Origin of the sequence: Shewanella sp. Scap07 (genome assembly GCF_013394145.1) — a bacterium.
Classification (GTDB): Bacteria; Pseudomonadota; Gammaproteobacteria; order Enterobacterales; family Shewanellaceae; genus Shewanella; species Shewanella waksmanii.
Window position 1 is genome coordinate 4,602,758 of the sequence record NZ_CP041329.1, and the last position, 19,176, is coordinate 4,621,933.

Genomic DNA, 19,176 nt, shown 5'->3' on the forward strand with positions numbered 1-19,176 from the left:
TTAGGCGAGCACTGCTCCTGCCGGCACTGAGAAGCTGACTGGTACTTCGTCTTCTTTCTCAAAGCTGACTAACTCCCAAGCTTCTTGGTTAGCAAGTAAAGCGCGAACCAATTGGTTATTCAATGCATGGCCAGTCTTAAACGCAGCAAATTCGCCAACGATAGCATGACCAGCAACATACAAATCACCAAATGCATCTAGTATTTTGTGCTTAACAAACTCATCCTCATAACGCAGGCCATCGGGGTTGAGGACGCGGTATTCATCAAGTACAACAGCATTTTCCATGCTGCCACCTAGTGCGAGGTTATTCGCTCTTAAATATTCAATATCACGCATAAAACCAAAAGTTCGGGCGCGACTAATATCACGAACAAACGCCGAAGTTGAAAAATCCATCACCATATGCTGTTGGCTTCTGGCAATTTCTGGGTGATTAAACTCAATAGCAAAATCAACTTTAAAACCTTGGAAAGGTCTTAATTCTGCCCATTTATCACCATCTTCAACACGGATTGTTTGCTTAATCTTTAGGTACTTTTTAGCCGCTGTTTGGTCTTGGATACCCACTGACTGCAATAAGAAAACCCATGGGCTGGCACTACCATCCATAATTGGGATTTCTGCAGCATCGACTTCGATAATGGCATTATCTATGCCTAATCCGGCAAGCGCGGCAAATAAGTGCTCAATCGTAGAGATACGCACGCCTTCATCGTTAACCAACGCCGTACACATTGTGGTTTCACGGACTAAATCTGCCTTAGCTTCGATTTCGACAGCAGGCGTTAAGTCAGTGCGCACAAGTACGATCCCTGTATTAACTGGCGCGGGTTTGATACTCAAAGTCACCTTATCGCCGGAGTGTAATCCAACACCGGTGGTTTTTACCATTTCTTTAACAGTTCTTTGAAAAATCATTAAGTTACCCGTTATATCTATACAAAAAAGCGCATACTTTACGGCCTAATATAGGCGCATAAAGGCGTGGCTGGTCGGATATGCTACCATATCTTTGCAAATTCACCAAAATTTAGCTACCCAGTGACGTCTATCGTCAGCAGGCTGTTAACACCCTGTGTTAACTTCACTTTGATGCATTTAGTCAGCTTGCTTGCGCAAAAATGCTGGAATATCTAAATAATCTAGCTCGTTTTTCGCTGCTGGTGTTGCTGCAGGTGTTGCTGCTTGAGCAGCCTGCTGCGCCACTGGTACCACATTGCCATTAGCTAACGGCTGTGGAATAACTTCTTCAGTTACTGGCTCAACACGCACTTCAGGTGTCACTGTTGGCTCTGGACGAGCAACAGGCTTAGACACTAACTGAATGTCAGGCTTCTTCTCCGCACCGATACCGGTTGCAACGACAGTCACACGCAGCTCATCAGACATTTCAGGATCAATCACCGCACCCACAACCACTGTTGCGTTATCAGATGCATAAGCTTTAACGTGATTACCCACTGTCTCGAACTCTTCAATACTCATGTCCATGCCAGCGGTAATGTTGACCAATACGCCACGAGCACCAGCAAGATCAATATCTTCAAGTAATGGACTGGCTACTGCTGCTTCTGCGGCTTCTTCAGCACGATCTTCACCACTTGCCACTCCGGTTCCCATCATGGCATTACCCATTTCAGACATAACCGTTTTCACATCGGCGAAATCGACGTTAATCAAACCTGGACGAGTAATCAGTTCAGCAATACCTTGAACCGCACCTAGCAATACATTGTTTGCCGCTGCGAAGGCATCCAGTAACGACGTACCGCGGCCCAATACTTTGAGTAGCTTTTCGTTAGGAATAGTAATTAGCGAATCAACATGCTTAGCCAACAGCTCAATGCCTTGGTCAGCAAATGTCATACGCTTTTTGCCTTCAAAAGGAAACGGCTTAGTTACTACAGCAACCGTTAAAATGCCTTCTTCACGCGCGATTTCTGCTACAACTGGCGCCGCACCGGTACCAGTACCGCCGCCCATACCTGCAGCAATAAAGATCATATCTGAGCCTTTAATTGCGCTACGGATATTCTCTTTATCTTCTTCAGCAGCCAAACGTCCAATTTCAGGGTTAGCGCCTGCGCCAAGCCCTTTAGTCACATCTCGACCTAGCTGAATTGTTGTGCCTGCAGCTGATTTGCGCAAAGCTTGCGCATCAGTGTTGGTTGCAACGAACTCAACACCTTCAATATTGTGTTTGACCATATGCTCTACAGCATTGCCACCACCACCACCGACGCCGATGACTTTAATCACCGCCTCGTCAGTATGACTGTCCATGATCTCAAACATGGTAATTTCTCCGTTTTGCCTGCGTTATTTTAAAACTCACCTTTAAACCAGCTTTGAACCCGATTCCAAAGACTGGTAACCCCTTGGCGCTCAGGTCGTTCGAACTGTCGTTCGATAACCCGGCGAGCGCCATAATGCAGCAACCCAACCCCTGTGGAGTAAATGGGCTGCTGAACATATTCATATAAACCTTTTACTGGCAGTGGCTCAGCCACTCGTACCGGCATGCCAAATGTAGCTTCAGCAATATCCACGGCACCTTCAATCGATGCCGTACCGCCGGTTAATACGATACCTGCGGCAACTTGATCTTCTAAGCCACACTCTTGCAGCTCTTTTAATACCAACTCGAACAACTCTTGATATCGAGGCTCGACGACTTCGGCGAGAGTATGTCTCGACATCGTACGCGATGGTCTACCACCAACAGATGGCACTTCGATGCTATCTTCGCGACTCACCATGGCGCTTCGCGCGCTGGCATATTGCACTTTAATCTGTTCCGCATGGGATAACGGTGTACGGAATATTTTTGCGATGTCACTGGTAACCTGATTACCGGCTACAGGAACAACCGCACAATGACGTAATGCACCATTGGTGTAGATAGTGATATCAGTAGTTCCACCACCCATATCCACTAAGCAAACACCTAAATCTTTTTCATCATCGGTTAACACCGAATCTGCAGATGCGATAGCGGAAAATACTAGGTCATCCACTTTCAACCCGCAGCGTTCTACACTTTTAGTGATGTTCTTGGCCATATCATTAGCACAAGTAACGATATGCACCTTCGCCTCCATCCGCATGCCTGACATGCCGATAGGGCTCTTAATACCATCTTGCACATCAATCGCATATTCTTGCGGTAATACATGCAAAATACGGCGCTCTGTGGGTATCTTTACCGACCGCGCAGTATGAATGACATTATCGACATCCTCTTGGGTCACTTCTTCATCGTTAATTGACACCATGCCGTTTTCGTTTTGGCATTCGATGTGTTTACCTGAAATCCCCAAATACACCGACGACACTTGGCAATCAGCCATCAATTCAGCCTGGTCCAGTGCGCGCTGCACACTACGAACAATTGAATCAAGATCGTTAACGCCGCCTTTGTCCATACCTCGTGAAGGATGGTTACCTAGGCCGACTATGCTGATCTCTCCATCTGGCAGCACTTCGCCAATGATCACAGCCACTTTAGATGTTCCAATGTCTAATCCAACGATCAGATTTCTATCTTGATTCTTGGTCATTAATTAACGGCTCTCTTTTTGTGCTTCATCCCAGCCTACGGCCAAGCCAGTGTCATAACGAAGATCCACTCTCGCTATCGGTTTATTTTGCTGCGCTAGCGTCGGATACACGTTAATAAATCGCTGTATCCTCGCCATTTTATCTTCTCGGCCTAACTCTAGTGTGACACCCGAGTCCAGCGTTGCCTGCCAAGCATGCCTAGGGCTCAAACCCAAACTCACCATGGTAAAACCATTGATGGACAACAGCTCGCTCACCTGATCATAAGCGGTCAGCACCGCTTGCGACTGATCTTCAGGTCCAGCTAAATCAGGTAGTACACCCACACCATCTTTAGCCGGGGCATCAAACACCTGCCCGTGAACATTTAACCAAGCATCACCATTCCAGTGCGCTGCCGCTTGTTGTTCTACCAAGTAAATCTTTAACTTGGCAGGCCACTCTCGTCTTACTGAGGCTTGGTATACCCAAGGTAGCGCCTCTAGCGCATCTTGAACCTGATTTACGTCAGCGGAAAAAAAACTACGCTGCATTAAATCCTGCAATGCCGTCTGAATCTCGGTATCGCTTGTAAACTGTCGCTCACCTTGTATCGCTACAGCTTCAATGGGTAAGGCATCCGCATCGTTCAGTAAGATGTTGAGTTTCCATGCACTCATGGCCAACCCCATCAACACCAGAAATAGAAAAATAAGCCCAAAGCACAGATACCAATCAACCTGTGTCAGCTTACTGCGCCATCTATCTCCAACGTCACTCCAAGACACGTTAATTTGCCTTACCTTTTTAGTATATTTTTCAACCACTAAATTCTGATTCAATCATCAGAAAATCGCTCATTATAGCGAGCATTGTCTAAGGGTCAAAACCTAGCCAATCACCTGCTTGCCAATGGTTTAAAAAACAACCTATTTGGCGATTAAAATCCCAATTTTGTCTGTGCTAATCGCTTACTGATAGTACCAATATTGCCGGCGCCCTGAGTGATAAGCAGGTCACCGTCTTGTAAAACATCCGCCAGAACTGAATCGAGCTGCTCAGCATCAGAGACAAAAATGGGTTCTAGCTGACCTCTTTGCCTGATAGAGCGACATAATGCTCGGCTATCGGCACCAGGAACCGGCGCTTCACCAGCCGCATACACATCCAATAACAACAAACAATCAACTTGGCTCAGCACTTCGACAAAATCTTCATATAGATCGCGCGTCCGGCTATAGCGATGCGGCTGATAGATCATAACCAAGCGATTATCGGGCCAGCCCGCTTTAGCCGCCTTAATGGTCGCCGCCACTTCACTCGGGTGGTGGCCATAGTCATCAACCAGCATGACCTCGCCTTGCGAAGTTTGGTAAGTACCTAGCTGCTCAAATCGGCGACCAATCCCTTGAAACTCAGCCAGCGCTTTTACAATGGCATCATCTTGAATGTCATCTTCGGTAGCGACTGCAATCGCTGCCAGCGCATTCAACACATTATGTTGACCCGGCAAGTTCACCTCGAGATGCAAATCTTGCATATTCTCTCGGCGCACGGTAAATCGACTTGCATATCCTTGCTGAACAAAATTCAACGCTTGCACATCTGCATCGTCACTGAAACCATAAGTGACAATTTTACGGCCGATATGTGGCAATAATTCGCGCACCACAGGATCATCAATACACGCCACTGCCACACCATAAAATGGCAAGTTATGCAGAAAATCGACGAAAGTTGATTTCAATTTCTCGAAATCCCCTTCGTAAGTGTCCATATGGTCAGCTTCAATATTGGTGATAACACTCACCATAGGTTGAAGGTGCAAAAAGCTGGCATCACTCTCATCGGCTTCGGCAATCAAATAACGGCTACGGCCTAAACGGGCATTGGTACCGGCACTATTTAACAACCCACCAATCACAAACGTCGGATCACGTTCAGCTTGGCCATACACGCTCGCAATCAAACTCGTCGTTGTTGTCTTCCCGTGAGTGCCTGCAACGGCAACCCCATGACGATAACGCATCAATTCAGCCAGCATCTCTGCCCGGCGTACAATTGGGATTCTCGCTTCTTTGGCGGCCACAATTTCCGGGTTATCGGCATCAATAGCCGTAGAAACCACGACCACATCAACACCGTCAACTTGCTCGGCCTTGTGACCGATATGAACCGTAACCCCAATACTTGCTAAGCGCTGAGTCACCGCATTTTCGGCAATATCTGACCCACTTAGCTGATAACCTTCATTGACTAATACTTCGGCAATACCGCCCATACCCGCCCCACCGATACCAATGAAGTAGATATGTTTTACCCGGCGCATTTCCGGGATAATTGTACGTAGCTGAGCATACTTTTCAGCGTGTTGACTCATGTTAACTCTTCTCACTTAATTCGATGCATACATCCGCAACTTGCTGGGTTGCGTCGACGATAGCTACACTCTTTGCGCGCTCGCCCATCGATAACATAGCTTGGCGATCCGATGCCAAAATCTGTAATTTGTTCACTAGCTTGTCTCTATCGACAACAGGCTGCGGTAGCAAAAATGCCCCACCGGCTTCAACGAGCACTTGTGCATTTTGGGTTTGATGATCATCCACAGCATGTGGATAAGGCACCAGCAAACTTGGCAAACCTACCGCCGCTAACTCAGATACGGTCAAAGCGCCCGCTCGGCATAACACCACGTCCGCCCACTGATAAGCAGCTTGCATGTCATCGATAAACTCAGCCACTTTGACGCTGCCGTTTTGCCCTAATTGCTGATACTCAGCCTCAACATCTGCAAGATTACCCTTACCCACCTGATGCCAAACGGTCATCGAATTACTCTTACTCACTTCAGCCAGTACTGCCGGCATCAGATCATTAAACACTTTTGCCCCAAGACTGCCGCCAACGACTAATACTTTAAGCGCATCATCTTCGTCCGTGTGGCGTGTCTTCTGACCTAAGCTGATAAGCTCTTGCCTGATAGGGTTGCCTACGACTTTAGCCTCGACCTGATCAAAGGTATTTTCAAACGCGCAAAGTACCCGGCTTGCGATTTTTGACAAGATTTTGTTAGTCATCCCTGGTATGGCATTTTGCTCATGCAGTACCAATGGAATGCCGCTCAATCTTGCTGCCACGCCACCCGGACCACTGGCAAAACCGCCCATGCCTAGTACGACATCAGGTTTAAACTCTTGTATCACTTCTCGCGCCTGCGCTATTGAGCGCAAAATCTTAAACGGGGCTGCCAATTTGCGGATCACCCCATTGCCTCTCACCCCTTTGATGTCGATAAAGTCGATATCAAATCCATGTTGGGGTACCAAACGAGCTTCCATGCGTTCAGCAGTGCCTAACCATCGCACCTGCCAACCTTGCTGGCTTAGGTATTTAGCCACCGCTAACGCCGGGAACACATGTCCTCCCGTACCGCCTGCCATGACTAAAATCCGCTTACTCGTTGTCATTAACTCTTTTTCCTTTGTACTGCTTGAGTCACACTTAATCGGCGCTCATAATCGATTCGTATCAACAACATTGCCGCTGCAGTCATCACCCACAAACTACTGCCGCCATAACTAATAAATGGCAAGGTTAACCCTTTGGTCGGCAGCACACCTATGCTGGCACCCACATTCACCACGGTTTGAAAACAGATCCAAATACCAATGCCATAAGCTAAATACCCTTCGAACGGCTTATCTAAGTTCAAACACGAATTACCCAGCTTAATCGCGCGTAATACGATAAACATCAGCACAGCTAATACCGCAACAATGCCTACAAAACCTAACTCTTCACCAATGACCGCAAAAATAAAATCGGTGTGCGCCTCAGGTAAATACTCCAATTTCTGGATGCTGTTACCTAAACCTTGTCCAAACCAATCACCTCGGCCATAGGCCATGAGCGACTGGGTCAGCTGATAGCCAGTACCGAATGGATCGCGCCAAGGGTCCAAGAAGGATGTAACCCGGGCCATACGATATTCGGCGGTCATAACTAACGCCACAAATGCACCAATACCTGTCAGTATCAACGCGAAAAAATCTAACAGTCTGGCACCGGCCAAAAACAATAAGCCAACAGTGCCAACAAACAGCACCACGACCGTACCCAAATCCGGTTGCATCAAGATGAGAAAGGCATAGACCGCAAAGACGGCAATCGGTTTATAAAAACCTTTAGCATTTTCCCTGATCTCTTGATGGCGTCGAACCAGATAGCCCGCCATATATATCGCAAAGGCAAACTTTGCCAGCTCAGCAACTTGTATTCTTATTGGTCCTACGCTCAACCAGCGCGTTGAGCCATTCACCGACGTGCCGACCAATAACACTAACACCAGCATAATGCCGACAATCAGCAGTAAAATAGGACTAAACTGCTGCCACCGGTGCATTTCAATCCGCAGCATCACGGCCGCAATCAACACACAGCCAATTAAATAAGCCACATGTCGCCAGACAAAATGGTATGGATTGCCTGTTAAACTCTGGGCCTCTGGCATAGAGGCTGACATCACCATCACAAACCCGAAGCAGATAAGCCCCATTACCGCAAACAATAACGCGCGGTCATATAACTGAATGCCTGGCGCTTCATTGTCACTGAAAATATTTAACCAAGACCAATTAAAGCCGCTGGTAAACAGACTCAGCTGTTTTTGCTCGCTACTCATGCGCCAACGTGCCTGCTGCTAACTCGGCCACAGATTGTCTAAAATCATCCCCTCTGGCCATGAAGTTGCTGTACATGTCTAAGCTGGCACATGCTGGCGACAACAGCACTAAGTCACCCGGCTTGGCCAATTGCGCCGCTTGGTCCACAGCTTGGGCCATTGTGTCGACGGCAATACTCTCAGGCGTCAACGCCGCAATTGCCGGTCCATCCTTACCTAGGGTGATTAGATGTGCCACCCGTTGTAACGGCCTTGCTAGCGGTGAAAAATCAGCGCCTTTACCCTCACCACCGGCAATCAAGATAATCTCTCCTTGATGGGCCGCTAACCCCTCTATTGCTGCCACCGTGGCGCCAACATTGGTGGCTTTAGAGTCATTGACAAATGACACGCCATCCACAACAGCGACCAACTCACATCGATGGCTTAAGCCTTTAAACTGTTTCGCAACACTGACCATCGCCTCTTTATCGATACCCGCGGCAAATGCCAGCGCCATCGCAGCAAGTAGATTGGCATGGTTATGCCGACCCACTAAGCTCAACTCGTCAATCGCAATAATGCGTTGCTGACCATGCATCAATGCTGCTTCACTTATTCCCCAATCATCACCGCTGGGCGACTGCAGACCAAAACTGGTTTGGTTCATTGGCTCATTAGGTAGTGTTAGCTCATCATCACGATTAAAAATGGCCAACTTACTTTGCTCATACAAAGACAACTTAGCTTGACGATAAGCAGCCAAATCGGCATAGCGATCCATATGATCTTCGCTAATATTGAGACAAGTGGCGGCGATGCAATTTAGGCTATGGGTTGTCTCCAATTGAAAACTCGACAGCTCAACAATATATAAATCCGCATTTGAAGTTAACAAGTCCAACACGGGCACGCCGATGTTGCCGCCCATGGCATAATTGATGCCTTGAGCAGCAGCCATTTCAGCCACTAAGGTAGTGACTGTCGATTTACCATTAGACCCCGTAATACCAATCACTTTGGCCGGGCCCTCACTGAGCGCACGAGCAAAAAGCTCGACATCTCCAATGACATCAATCTCCATATCGATTGCGGCTTGAATTTCCGGCGTATCAACCGCAATGCCTGGGCTGACAATAATCTGCTGAGCTTGTACTAAATAGCGACAATCAAAGCCACCAGTAATGAGCTTTACAGTGGGGTATTGTGCCGCTAGCTCATCAACGCCTGGTGGCTGGGCACGGCTGTCCATGACCAAGGGCGTGATCCCTTTGGCCGACAAATAACGCACGACTGAGAGCCCGGTTGCTCCAAGTCCTAATACAATGTGCGAATGCCGTGTTTCCATGAACAGTTACCTTAACTTGAGCGTGGCTAAGCCAAGCAATACTAAGAACAAGGATATAATCCAAAAGCGCACAATCACGCGCGGCTCGGGCCAGCCCTTCAGCTCATAATGATGATGGATTGGCGCCATACGGAAAATTCGTTGGCCGCGCAGCTTATATGAGCCCACTTGCAGAATTACCGAAACCGTCTCCATGACAAACACACCGCCCATAATGACCAGTAAGATCTCCTGTCTAACGAGTACCGCCATAGCCCCTAAAGCCGCACCCAAAGATAACGACCCGACGTCACCCATAAAGACTTGCGCTGGGTAGGTGTTAAACCATAAAAATCCAAGACCGGCACCCACAATAGCGGTACAGACAATAACCAGTTCACCTGAACCCGGCAGATAAGGGATATGCAGATAGTTTGAGAACTGCGCATGGCCAGAGAGATAAGCAATTAGAGCAAACGCAGCAGCCACCATGACCGTTGGCATGACAGCAAGGCCATCTAAGCCATCAGTTAAGTTAACCGCGTTACTTGAGCCAACAATCGTGAAATAGGCCAGCACGATATAAAACGCCCCAAGCTGCGGCATTACATCTTTAAGAAATGGTACAACTAATTGTGTCTCGCCCGCATGCTCTGCTGAAGCATATAGATAGAAGGCAATTGCCAGCGCTGCCAGCGATTGCAAAATATATTTCCAACGCGCAATCAGGCCTTTAGTGTCTTTGCGAACCACTTTACGGTAGTCATCAATAAAACCAATCAGGCCAAATGCTGCGAGGACAAATAACATCACCCACACATACCGACTGCCAAGGTCTCCCCAAAGCAACACGCTGATAAAGATACCCGCCAAAATCAATAAACCGCCCATCGTAGGCGTACCGCGCTTACTAAAATGCGACTCAGGGCCATCGTTACGAACAACTTGGCCAATTTGCAACAGCTGCAGGCGTTCAATCATCTTAGGTCCCCACCACAAACTAAACATAAGTGCGGTAAGCAAACCTAAAATGGCTCTAAATGTTAAATACGAAAAGACGTTAAACCCGGAATAAAACTGGGTTAGGTATTCCGCCAGGTAAACCAGCATTACAACAACTCCCTGCGCTCAAAAGCGTTAACTAAAGCTTCAACTACTCGCTCCATTTTGGCGCTTCGTGAACCTTTGACTAAAATGGTTACCTTTCCAGATAACGCATTAATATAATTGATTAACTCGGCTATTAGCTGGCTAAAATCACTGTGATGAATGCCACCAAAGGCCTCAGCACTGTGGCGACTTAAGTCACCTAAACAAAACAACATATCGATGCCTTTTGTTTTCGCAAGCTCGCCAAGCTGACCGTGCAAAAGGGCGGCATTGTCTCCTAATTCACCGAGATCGCCCAGCACTAAACAGCGATTTGCTTCAATTTCTTGAAGCCAGTCAATCGCAGCCCCCACTGAAGCTGGGTTAGCGTTGTAGCTATCATCTATAATTGTTAGTCTTCCCAACACCTTAGGTGTCATACGACCTTTTACCGGTTGCAATAACGTCAACCCGGTTAATATTTGTTCTACTGGCAATCCCAACGCTAAACAGATCGCTGTCGCCGCTAAAGCGTTGTTCACCTGATGCTTGCCAGATAACGGTAACGCCACACTGTACTGCTGATTTAGATAACTGAGCGTAAAACGGTAGCGACCTTGCTCGTCAGCCTGTAAGTCTGTCGCAATAAGATCGGCACTGTTGCCAACCGAATAACTTAATTGCTTATAGTCAGCTGCCGCCGCTCGCATTACTGCAGCATAATGATCGTCTGCATTGATAATGGCGGTACCATCAGCTTGCAAATGATTAAAGATCTCTGATTTCGCCTGCGCGACACCGTCTAAGGAGCCAAAACCTTCTAGGTGCGCCGACGCCACGTTGTTTACCAAGGCAACATCAGGTTTCACCAGCGATGAGGTGTAATCAATCTCGCCAATATGGTTTGCGCCTAGCTCAAACACGCCAATCTCATGCTGAGGCTGCAAACGCAGCAATGTGAGTGGTACGCCAATCTCATTGTTAAAGTTACCCGCGGTATAAAGTACCTTGTGTTGTTGCGACAAGATGGTAGCGACCATCTCTTTAACACTGGTTTTACCGTTTGAGCCGGTCAACGCCACACTCGTGGGCGCGATACGTGCTTTGACTAGTGAGCCGATTTCGCCCATCGCTTTTTGGGTGTCTGCGACTAATAATTGCGGGATATCCAGTGGCAAAGGCTTACTAACTAACAGCGCAGCGGCACCATTTTTAAGGGCAATGTCAGCAAAGTCATGACCATCAAAACGCTCGCCAATTAAGGCGACAAACAAGGTACTATGCTCAATAACACGGCTATCACTAGATAAGTTATCTATGGTGACATCGTCACCAATGAGCTGCGCACTTAGTCGAGCAGTGAGCTCCGACAATGTCATCGGGATCATGAATCAGCCTCCGCTAGTAATGCAGCAAGGGCACGCTCGTCATAGTGACGTTTAACTCCCGCAACTTCTTGATATGTTTCATGGCCTTTACCGGCCAATAGAATGATGTCACCCGCTTTAGCTTGAGCAACCGCTTGCTTGATGGCTTGTTCGCGATCAACTTCGGTGATGACATGCTTTGGATGGGCTAGGCCGGCGACGATATCTTCGATGATCTGTTCCGGTGCTTCGCTGCGAGCGTTGTCACTGGTGACCACCACTTTATCAGCATGCGACTCAGCCGCTTTTGCCATCAGTGGTCGTTTACCTTTGTCTCGATCGCCACCACAACCAAACACACACCATAATTGTCCATCACAATGACCGCGTAAGGCCTGCAAAGCATGGGCAATAGCATCTGGCGTATGGGCGTAGTCAACCACTAAGGTCACACCGTTTGCACAGGTAAATCGTTCCATGCGTCCCGCTACCGGTGTTAAACCACTCACCGCGGCGATGATATCCGCCATCGGATAACCACAAAAATACAGTGCGGTGATAGCGGCTAACAAATTGCTGAGGTTAAAGTCGCCTAACAATGGGGAATTTAGTGCGACGCGGCCATCGGGCCAAATAATCTCGGCACTCACGCCACGGCCATGGGGTTTAACGTTATCGGCATAGATAGTTGCGCGCTCATCAGCGCGAATCGAAAATCCATGCAAACGATTAAGTGCGGCATCAAACCAACTTGAGCCGGTCGCATCATCTAAATTAACCGCACCATATTGCAGCGAATTAAATTGAAACAAGCCCTGCTTAGCATCGGCATAGCTTTGCATGCTGCCGTGAAAATCTAAATGATCGCGACTTAAGTTGGTAAATAACGCCACATCAAACGGAACCGCAGCAATACGCCCCTGAACTAAGCCATGACTGGAAACTTCCATTGCACACAGATCAGCATGTTGATTATCAAAAGACTGCAGTTGCTGCATCACCGTAATGGCATCAGCAGTAGTGTTGCCACTATCCACCAACTCTCCCCATAAGCCATTACCGAGTGTCCCCATCACCGCAGGTTTAGCATTCATAGCCAGTGACAGTTGAGCGATAATTTGGGTCACAGATGTTTTGCCATTGGTGCCCGTTACGCCAATCACTTTTAAACGTTGGCTCGATAAAGGGTATGCTTGGGCAGCCAAGGCTGAAAGCTGACGGTTTAACTGGAAAAAATGCACTCGTAAGCCATCTTCGACACTTACCTTGCCATGCTCATCAGGGCTATCGGTATGCTGTAATACCGCAATGGCGCCATTAGCAAAGGCAGCCTCAATGTAATCACGACCATCAACCTGATAGCCAGGCACAGCCACAAAAAGATCGCCGCTATTAATCGCGCGACTATCAATACTAATATGCTTAATGGTTTCTCGGCCGGCATAGTGAAACCAAGGGGCCAGCAGATCGCTCAATAACATTATTCGCTGCTCCTTGTGGTGGCGGCCAAGCGCACTTTCTCTGTAGAAGATATAGGTTCAACATTCAGCATTTGCAGTGCACCGGACATCACGGTAGCAAATACCGGTGCAGCTACATCACCTCCGTAATAGCGGTCACCTTTAGGCTCATTGACCACCACAGCAATCGCCAACTGTGGGTTATGAACCGGGGCAACCCCAGCAAACAAGGCGACATAATCTTCACCATAACCACCGGCAACCGCTTTACGCGAGGTCCCCGTTTTGCCTGCCACAGGGTAACCTGGGATATGCGCTTTACGCGCGGTTCCGCCTTTTTCGGTTACACCCACCAGCATTTTCATTACGTTGCGTGCCACTTCAGGAGAAATAACTTGCTCGCCTTGGGGCTGTTGCTTAAGTTTTAAAATTGAAACCGGATACAGCACGCCTTCACTGCCCAAAGTGGCGTACATTCTGGCGAGCTGCAGCGTGGTCGCTGTTAGACCATAACCAAAAGAAAGTGTGGCTCGCTCGAACTCAGACCAACGGTTGCGACCAGAAACAATACCGGCACTCTCACCGGTTAATTCAATGCCTGAATAGTTACCTAAGCCCATTGATGCATAGGTACCAAGCAGTTGCTGTACTGGCATCGACAAGGCTAATTTACTGATGCCAACGTTACTGGACTTAACCAAGATTTTGCTGAGCGACATGTCCCCATAATTGCGTGAATCACGGACTTGACGACCACCAATACGCATCCAACCGGGCGATGTTGCAATAAATTCATCCGCTTGTACGGTTCCCGCCTCTAATGCTGCCGCCACCACAAACGGTTTAATGGTTGAGCCGGGCTCAAACGTATCTGTGATTGCGCGGTTGCGCATACGGTAACTTTGCAAATTCTCGCGAGAATTAGGGTTATAGGATGGGGTATTGGCCATCGCGAGCACTTCGCCAGTGTGCACATCAATCACGACTATTGAGGCTGACGTTGCTTGGTTGATCTGGGTGGTTTTAAGCAGCTCGCGATAAGCTAACTGTTGAATGCGCTGGTCAATACTCAGCACTAAATCATTTGGGCTTTCACCCTCTTGCACCATATCTAAACGTTCAACCACGTGGCCATCGCGAGATTTACGCACCTTTTGCTTGCTCGCTGTGCCAGTGAGCCAGCTATTGTAAGTATTCTCAATCCCTTCAATGCCTTTATCATCGATATTGGTAATGCCGACAAGCTGAGCTGAAATTTCACTGGTTGGATAATATCGACGCGACTCATCCTTTAAATAAATGCCCGGTAAACGCAATTGCTTGATGTAATCTGCCACCGACGGCGTGACCTGACGCTTAAGGTAGGTAAAGCGACGGTTAGGGTTTGACTGCACCCGATTAAGGATTTTATCTTTAGGTTCATGCAATACATCGGCTAAGGCCTGCCAGCGACGCATATCTTTAAAGCCATCGTCCCGATAAACCACTTTAGGATCGGCATATACCGCTTTAACTGGCACACTCACTGCCAGCATTTCACCATTACGATCTGTGATAAGCCCACGCTGAACTTCACGGCTTGTGGTACGCAATGTTCGCATATCACTTTCGTGACGCAGCTTTTCAGGTTCGACTATTTGAATGTAAGCAGCTCGGCAAACTAAGCCAGTAAACAGCGCACACACAAAAGCCACCACGACGTATAAACGCCATTGGATCAATTGTGGTTTCTGCTTACGCTTCGCCTGCTTATTCATTGTATTCTTACCACCACTTCTTCGCTTGGAAGCGGTCGACTCATTTGTAATTCTTTAGTCGCTATTCGAGTAATGCGACTATGTTCAGACTGCGACTGCTCCTCTAGGAGCAAGTTGCGCCACTCTATATCTAATTTATCCCGCTGCTGCTGCAGCTGTTCCGATTGACTGGTATAACTGCGGGCAACATGGCTGGTATACACCACACCAATACCATTAAGCATCACCACCGATGCCAACAACAAAACCCATTTGTGATGCCACAAGTCGAGTAGCACTATGCGAGTAAGATTTAGTTTCGTGGTACTCATGCAACCCTCCTTTGTATGCGGTCAACCCAAAATCATTAGCAACCAATTAGTTAGCTAGTCGCTCTGCCACTCGCAGTACTGAACTACGCGAACGTGGATTTTGTTCAATTTCTGCAGCAGACGGTTTCGTCGCTTTGCCAATCCCTTTTAATAAACGGGTCTTATTCAATTCAGCTTCAGTGATCGGTAGTCCATGGGGCACACTTTCACCTTGGCTATGACGACGGATAAAACGCTTCACCATTCTGTCTTCTAACGAGTGGAAGCTAATCACCGATAAACGACCTTCAGGTGCCAGTGCAGTTAACGCCCCTTCAAGTGCCGAATCAATTTGTTCAAGCTCGCTATTGATATAAATGCGAATAGCCTGGAATACGCGCGTTGCCGGGTGCTTGTTACGCTCTTTGCTCTTGGTAATTCGAGCAATCAGATCAGCTAGCTCTTTAGTACGTAAAAATGGGGTTTTGTCTCTATCTGCGGCGATACAGCGGGCAATATGACGCGCATTTTTTTCCTCACCATAGGTCTTAAACACCCACGCCATATCCTCAATTTCGGCTCTCGCTAGCCACTGCGCCGCAGTCTCACCTTGAGAGTTGTCCATGCGCATATCTAACGGGCCATCGCGTAAGAAACTAAAGCCACGTTCAGCATCATCTAGCTGCGGTGATGACACGCCAAAATCAAACAGGATGCCGTCAATCTTGCCACTGAGCTGCAGATCGGCAACATACTCAGCCAGTTGCCCAAAGCCGCCATGTACAATCGAAAAGCGCGGATCATCACTAAACTGTTCGGCAGCTTTAATCGCCTGAGGGTCGCGATCGATCGCAATCAGACGACCTTGGTCACCTAAACGCTGTAAAATTTGTCGAGAATGTCCGCCACGCCCGAACGTGCCATCAATATAGATGCCATCTGGGCGAATATTGAGGCCATCAACCGTTTCGGTTAACAGCACTGATAAATGTTCAAATGATTGCGTCATTACTCTCTTCTATTAATTTGATTTGGCGATTTCATCTCTACAATGAGAAATCAGCCAATCGCTCACTTTGAGCGAATGCATCACTTTGAATCGTTTCACGGCTAGCCGCTATCTGCTGCTGCCACGCAGCCTCATCCCACAATTCAAACTTATTTAACTGACCGACCAGCATGGCATGCTTATCTAAATTGGCGTACTGCCTCAGTGGTGTGGGTAATAACAGGCGGCCATTCTTATCCAATTCACATTCATGGGCATAACCTAGTAGTAGCCTTTTCATTGCACGCTCGGACGGCTGGGTATCTGAAAGCCGCAGTAACTTAGCTTCAACATCACGCCACGAAGCTAACGGATAAAGCAATAAACAATCGGCTTGAAAATCTACGGTGATGACTAATTGGCTGTTAAAATCGGCGTGCAATGGCTCCCGGTATCGCTTAGGAATAGCGATCCGTCCTTTTGTATCAAGGTTTAAAGCACTTGCCCCACGAAACACGTTAGCCCACCCAATTTTTTATCGTAAGATCCACAAATATCCACAATTACCCACTATTGCTAAGTTTAGAGACAGAAGACAACCCTTGTCAAGGAATCAAATTAATTGGAAACCAGTATCCAAGCGGGTTGGAAGCCAATTGGATAAAGTGGGACAAATCCCCAAAAAGTGGGATCTAGGTGGATCTTTGGCCCTAAAAAGCTGAAAAAACAGACAGTAGAAGGGCTTATCGTGGGTACCGAGTCAATATGAGTGGCAATAAATAGCAAGTTAAGCCGCCACAAAGTCATCAAACTGGCAACATTAAAATACGTTAACGCTTGAGTAAATTATTCGCCTAGGTACTCTTAACCCAATCAAACATTCTATTAACATGGCAAACTTCTACATGGGGCAAGGTACACTCACCGCAAAATTGCGCCGTTCACACCGGCTAATAGCCATGCTTATTGGCGTGCAATTGCTGATTTGGATGATATCGGGTTGCTACATGGTATTGATGAACATCGACTTCATCCGTGGTAACCAGCTAGTTGAGCAACCTACAAGGTCACTGGCTGTCCAAAATATTAACCTCAACCCTATGCAGATTGCACAGCGCTACCCACACAGTAAAAATATTACGCTTTATATGACGGCGTTAGGCCCAAGGTACAAACTCCAACAAGCCGATACCTTGCTCGCTATATCAGCGCACGATGGCAGCCTCTTGCCAGCTTTGACACAGCAGCAAGCGGAGACCATTGCTAAGGATGCTTATCAAGGTCAGCACCCTTGGCGCAGCAGTATTCTATTTCAGCAGCAAGCGCCTACTGAGCTATCGCCACGCTGGCTGCCCGCCTGGCAAATTAATTTTGGCTCCGATAGTTTATACGTTAGCGCGACCACCGCAGAGGTCGTCACCAAGCGCCACGACTATTGGCGACTGTTTGACGTGATGTGGATGCTACACATCATGGACTACCAAGAACGTGAAAATATCCATAACTGGCTACTCACCTTAGCCTCTTCATTGGCATTATTGATGGCGATCAGTGGTTTGTGGTTGGTCTATGTACGCTTTGTCCCGCGAAAGGAGCAGCAAAAGGGGCAGCAAATATGAAGCTATTTAGATGGAAAGCGCTACACAGTTACTTAGCACTGCTTGTTGGCTTACAGTTTTTGCTTTGGGTAGCCTCTGGGCTAGCCCTTAACTTAATTGACAGTCAGTATTTCGATGCCAATAAAATGCGCTCAAACGAGCCACAAGCCACACAACAAATCCACACATTGGCACCACTGTCTGATATCGCTAAGCTGGGCATCGGCGCTATCACACAAATAAAATTAACCCACATACTGGGCCGCCCAACCTACCAAGTTGAAACGGATGCCACATCAATGACACTGTGGGCCGATAATCTTGTTAAGGTCACGCTCACCGACAAACAGCTCTATCAAATCGCTAATGCCAGCTATAACGGCGCAGCCCTTAATCACGGATTAAAACTGGCAAATCATTTGGCTAGCCGCTATCGCACTAGCGCTCCGGTATATCGATTAACGACATTAGACCCTTTGGGCACCGAGATTATCATCGATGGCGGCACCGGCCAGGTACTCGCCCATGAAAATCAGCAAAGCCATATCAAACAATGGTTATTAATGGTGCACTTTATGGACTACTTTGCCGACAACGGCTTGAGCTTTAACCACGTAATTATTCAAGCTTTTGCGATTATGGCACTCGGGCTAGGATTGAGCGGCACGATGACGCTATTCGGTCAACTCAGTCGGCCCAACGGTACACCGGCACCCCAACAGACCTTTACTCTATATGATCACCAAGATAAGCAGTTAGCAACTCTTGCGGCGGTGCCGGGCAGCATACTCGATAACATCAATCAGTCATCGCAGCGTTTACAGACCCATTGCGGTGGCGGTGGCAGTTGTGGCATGTGCCGGGTGAGAATTCATCACAATCCACCCGCAGCCAATGAGTTTGACATCAACAAGCTCAGCGCCAATCAAATACAGCAAGGCATGAGACTGGCATGCCAACACCCTAACCTTTGCAGCGATATTTCATTTACCTTAGCGGCACAATCACGTTATACAAAATCAGCATAAAGTTTGACTAAATATTAACCACTTAGTGCCGATATAGTAAGTAAGGACAAGCAAATAAGGCAAATT

General features: G+C 47.7%; 17 protein-coding genes. 2 read left to right on the forward strand and 15 right to left on the reverse strand.

The window, feature by feature from the left end:
* From lpxC to mraZ, 15 genes are all read right to left on the reverse strand, one after another.
* On the reverse strand, positions 1-921 hold the full coding sequence (gene lpxC, locus FLM48_RS20250; RefSeq protein WP_028771857.1) for a UDP-3-O-acyl-N-acetylglucosamine deacetylase: 921 nt from the start codon (positions 919-921) through the stop codon (positions 1-3).
* A 180-nt stretch (positions 922-1,101) separates the two neighbouring features.
* Positions 1,102-2,298, reverse strand: coding sequence for a cell division protein FtsZ (gene ftsZ, locus FLM48_RS20255; protein ID WP_028771856.1), 1,197 nt, complete (start codon positions 2,296-2,298; stop codon positions 1,102-1,104).
* A 29-nt stretch (positions 2,299-2,327) separates the two neighbouring features.
* The gene (ftsA, locus tag FLM48_RS20260; protein WP_179025918.1) at positions 2,328-3,563 is read right to left on the reverse strand and encodes a cell division protein FtsA; all 1,236 of its coding nucleotides are present in this window, start codon (positions 3,561-3,563) and stop codon (positions 2,328-2,330) included.
* A 3-nt stretch (positions 3,564-3,566) separates the two neighbouring features.
* Entirely contained in the window at positions 3,567-4,331 is a 765-nt protein-coding gene (locus FLM48_RS20265; RefSeq protein ID WP_179025919.1) for a cell division protein FtsQ/DivIB, read from the reverse strand.
* Positions 4,332-4,483: 152 nt separating this feature from the next.
* Positions 4,484-5,923, reverse strand: a complete 1,440-nt coding sequence (gene murC, locus FLM48_RS20270; RefSeq protein WP_179025920.1) for a UDP-N-acetylmuramate--L-alanine ligase — start codon at positions 5,921-5,923, stop codon at positions 4,484-4,486.
* Position 5,924: 1 nt separating this feature from the next.
* Positions 5,925-7,013 carry an undecaprenyldiphospho-muramoylpentapeptide beta-N-acetylglucosaminyltransferase gene (gene murG, locus FLM48_RS20275; protein WP_179025921.1) on the reverse strand — a complete coding sequence of 363 codons (1,089 nt, stop codon included), beginning with the start codon at positions 7,011-7,013 and terminating at the stop codon, positions 5,925-5,927.
* Complete coding sequence (gene ftsW, locus FLM48_RS20280) at positions 7,013-8,227, reverse strand: cell division protein FtsW (protein WP_028771852.1); 1,215 nt, start codon at positions 8,225-8,227, stop codon at positions 7,013-7,015. The genes murG and ftsW overlap by 1 nt, the downstream gene beginning before the upstream one ends.
* Positions 8,220-9,554, reverse strand: coding sequence for a UDP-N-acetylmuramoyl-L-alanine--D-glutamate ligase (murD, locus tag FLM48_RS20285; protein ID WP_179025922.1), 1,335 nt, complete (start codon positions 9,552-9,554; stop codon positions 8,220-8,222). The genes ftsW and murD overlap by 8 nt, the downstream gene beginning before the upstream one ends.
* A gap of 6 nt (positions 9,555-9,560) precedes the next feature.
* Positions 9,561-10,643, reverse strand: a complete 1,083-nt coding sequence (gene mraY / locus FLM48_RS20290; RefSeq protein ID WP_028771850.1) for a phospho-N-acetylmuramoyl-pentapeptide-transferase — start codon at positions 10,641-10,643, stop codon at positions 9,561-9,563.
* Positions 10,643-12,010 carry a UDP-N-acetylmuramoyl-tripeptide--D-alanyl-D-alanine ligase gene (gene murF / locus FLM48_RS20295; RefSeq protein WP_179025923.1) on the reverse strand — a complete coding sequence of 456 codons (1,368 nt, stop codon included), beginning with the start codon at positions 12,008-12,010 and terminating at the stop codon, positions 10,643-10,645. Before murF ends, mraY begins: the two co-directional genes overlap by 1 nt.
* Entirely contained in the window at positions 12,007-13,473 is a 1,467-nt protein-coding gene (gene murE, locus FLM48_RS20300; RefSeq protein WP_179026446.1) for a UDP-N-acetylmuramoyl-L-alanyl-D-glutamate--2,6-diaminopimelate ligase, read from the reverse strand. Before murE ends, murF begins: the two co-directional genes overlap by 4 nt.
* Positions 13,470-15,206, reverse strand: a complete 1,737-nt coding sequence (locus tag FLM48_RS20305; RefSeq protein WP_028771847.1) for a penicillin-binding protein 2 — start codon at positions 15,204-15,206, stop codon at positions 13,470-13,472. Before FLM48_RS20305 ends, murE begins: the two co-directional genes overlap by 4 nt.
* On the reverse strand, positions 15,203-15,517 hold the full coding sequence (gene ftsL / locus FLM48_RS20310) for a cell division protein FtsL (RefSeq protein WP_179025924.1): 315 nt from the start codon (positions 15,515-15,517) through the stop codon (positions 15,203-15,205). Before ftsL ends, FLM48_RS20305 begins: the two co-directional genes overlap by 4 nt.
* 46 nt (positions 15,518-15,563) lie before the next feature.
* Positions 15,564-16,505 (reverse strand): 16S rRNA (cytosine(1402)-N(4))-methyltransferase RsmH, encoded by a 942-nt coding sequence (gene rsmH, locus FLM48_RS20315; RefSeq protein WP_179025925.1) that lies wholly within the window; start codon positions 16,503-16,505, stop codon positions 15,564-15,566.
* Positions 16,506-16,542: 37 nt separating this feature from the next.
* Positions 16,543-17,001, reverse strand: a complete 459-nt coding sequence (mraZ, locus tag FLM48_RS20320) for a division/cell wall cluster transcriptional repressor MraZ (RefSeq protein ID WP_179025926.1) — start codon at positions 16,999-17,001, stop codon at positions 16,543-16,545.
* Positions 17,002-17,374: 373 nt separating this feature from the next.
* Between mraZ and FLM48_RS20325 the strand changes: the two genes are divergently transcribed.
* Positions 17,375-18,103 (forward strand): PepSY domain-containing protein, encoded by a 729-nt coding sequence (locus FLM48_RS20325; RefSeq protein ID WP_179025927.1) that lies wholly within the window; start codon positions 17,375-17,377, stop codon positions 18,101-18,103.
* Positions 18,100-19,110, forward strand: a complete 1,011-nt coding sequence (locus FLM48_RS20330; protein WP_179025928.1) for a 2Fe-2S iron-sulfur cluster-binding protein — start codon at positions 18,100-18,102, stop codon at positions 19,108-19,110. The genes FLM48_RS20325 and FLM48_RS20330 overlap by 4 nt, the downstream gene beginning before the upstream one ends.
* Positions 19,111-19,176 lie beyond the last annotated feature (66 nt).

Bases quoted from the DNA above. Each gene is read 5' to 3' on its own strand.
- lpxC (WP_028771857.1), bottom strand. From the start codon at position 921: ATGATTTTTCAAAGAACTGTTAAAGAAATGGTAAAAACCACCGGTGTT.
- ftsZ (WP_028771856.1), bottom strand. From the start codon at position 2,298: ATGTTTGAGATCATGGACAGTCATACTGACGAGGCGGTGATTAAAGTC.
- ftsA (WP_179025918.1), bottom strand. From the start codon at position 3,563: ATGACCAAGAATCAAGATAGAAATCTGATCGTTGGATTAGACATTGGA.
- murC (WP_179025920.1), bottom strand. From the start codon at position 5,923: ATGAGTCAACACGCTGAAAAGTATGCTCAGCTACGTACAATTATCCCG.
- murG (WP_179025921.1), bottom strand. From the start codon at position 7,013: ATGACAACGAGTAAGCGGATTTTAGTCATGGCAGGCGGTACGGGAGGA.
- ftsW (WP_028771852.1), bottom strand. From the start codon at position 8,227: ATGAGTAGCGAGCAAAAACAGCTGAGTCTGTTTACCAGCGGCTTTAAT.
- murD (WP_179025922.1), bottom strand. From the start codon at position 9,554: ATGGAAACACGGCATTCGCACATTGTATTAGGACTTGGAGCAACCGGG.
- mraY (WP_028771850.1), bottom strand. From the start codon at position 10,643: ATGCTGGTTTACCTGGCGGAATACCTAACCCAGTTTTATTCCGGGTTT.
- murF (WP_179025923.1), bottom strand. From the start codon at position 12,010: ATGATCCCGATGACATTGTCGGAGCTCACTGCTCGACTAAGTGCGCAG.
- FLM48_RS20305 (WP_028771847.1), bottom strand. From the start codon at position 15,206: ATGAATAAGCAGGCGAAGCGTAAGCAGAAACCACAATTGATCCAATGG.
- ftsL (WP_179025924.1), bottom strand. From the start codon at position 15,517: ATGAGTACCACGAAACTAAATCTTACTCGCATAGTGCTACTCGACTTG.
- rsmH (WP_179025925.1), bottom strand. From the start codon at position 16,505: ATGACGCAATCATTTGAACATTTATCAGTGCTGTTAACCGAAACGGTT.
- FLM48_RS20325 (WP_179025927.1), top strand. From the start codon at position 17,375: ATGGCAAACTTCTACATGGGGCAAGGTACACTCACCGCAAAATTGCGC.
- FLM48_RS20330 (WP_179025928.1), top strand. From the start codon at position 18,100: ATGAAGCTATTTAGATGGAAAGCGCTACACAGTTACTTAGCACTGCTT.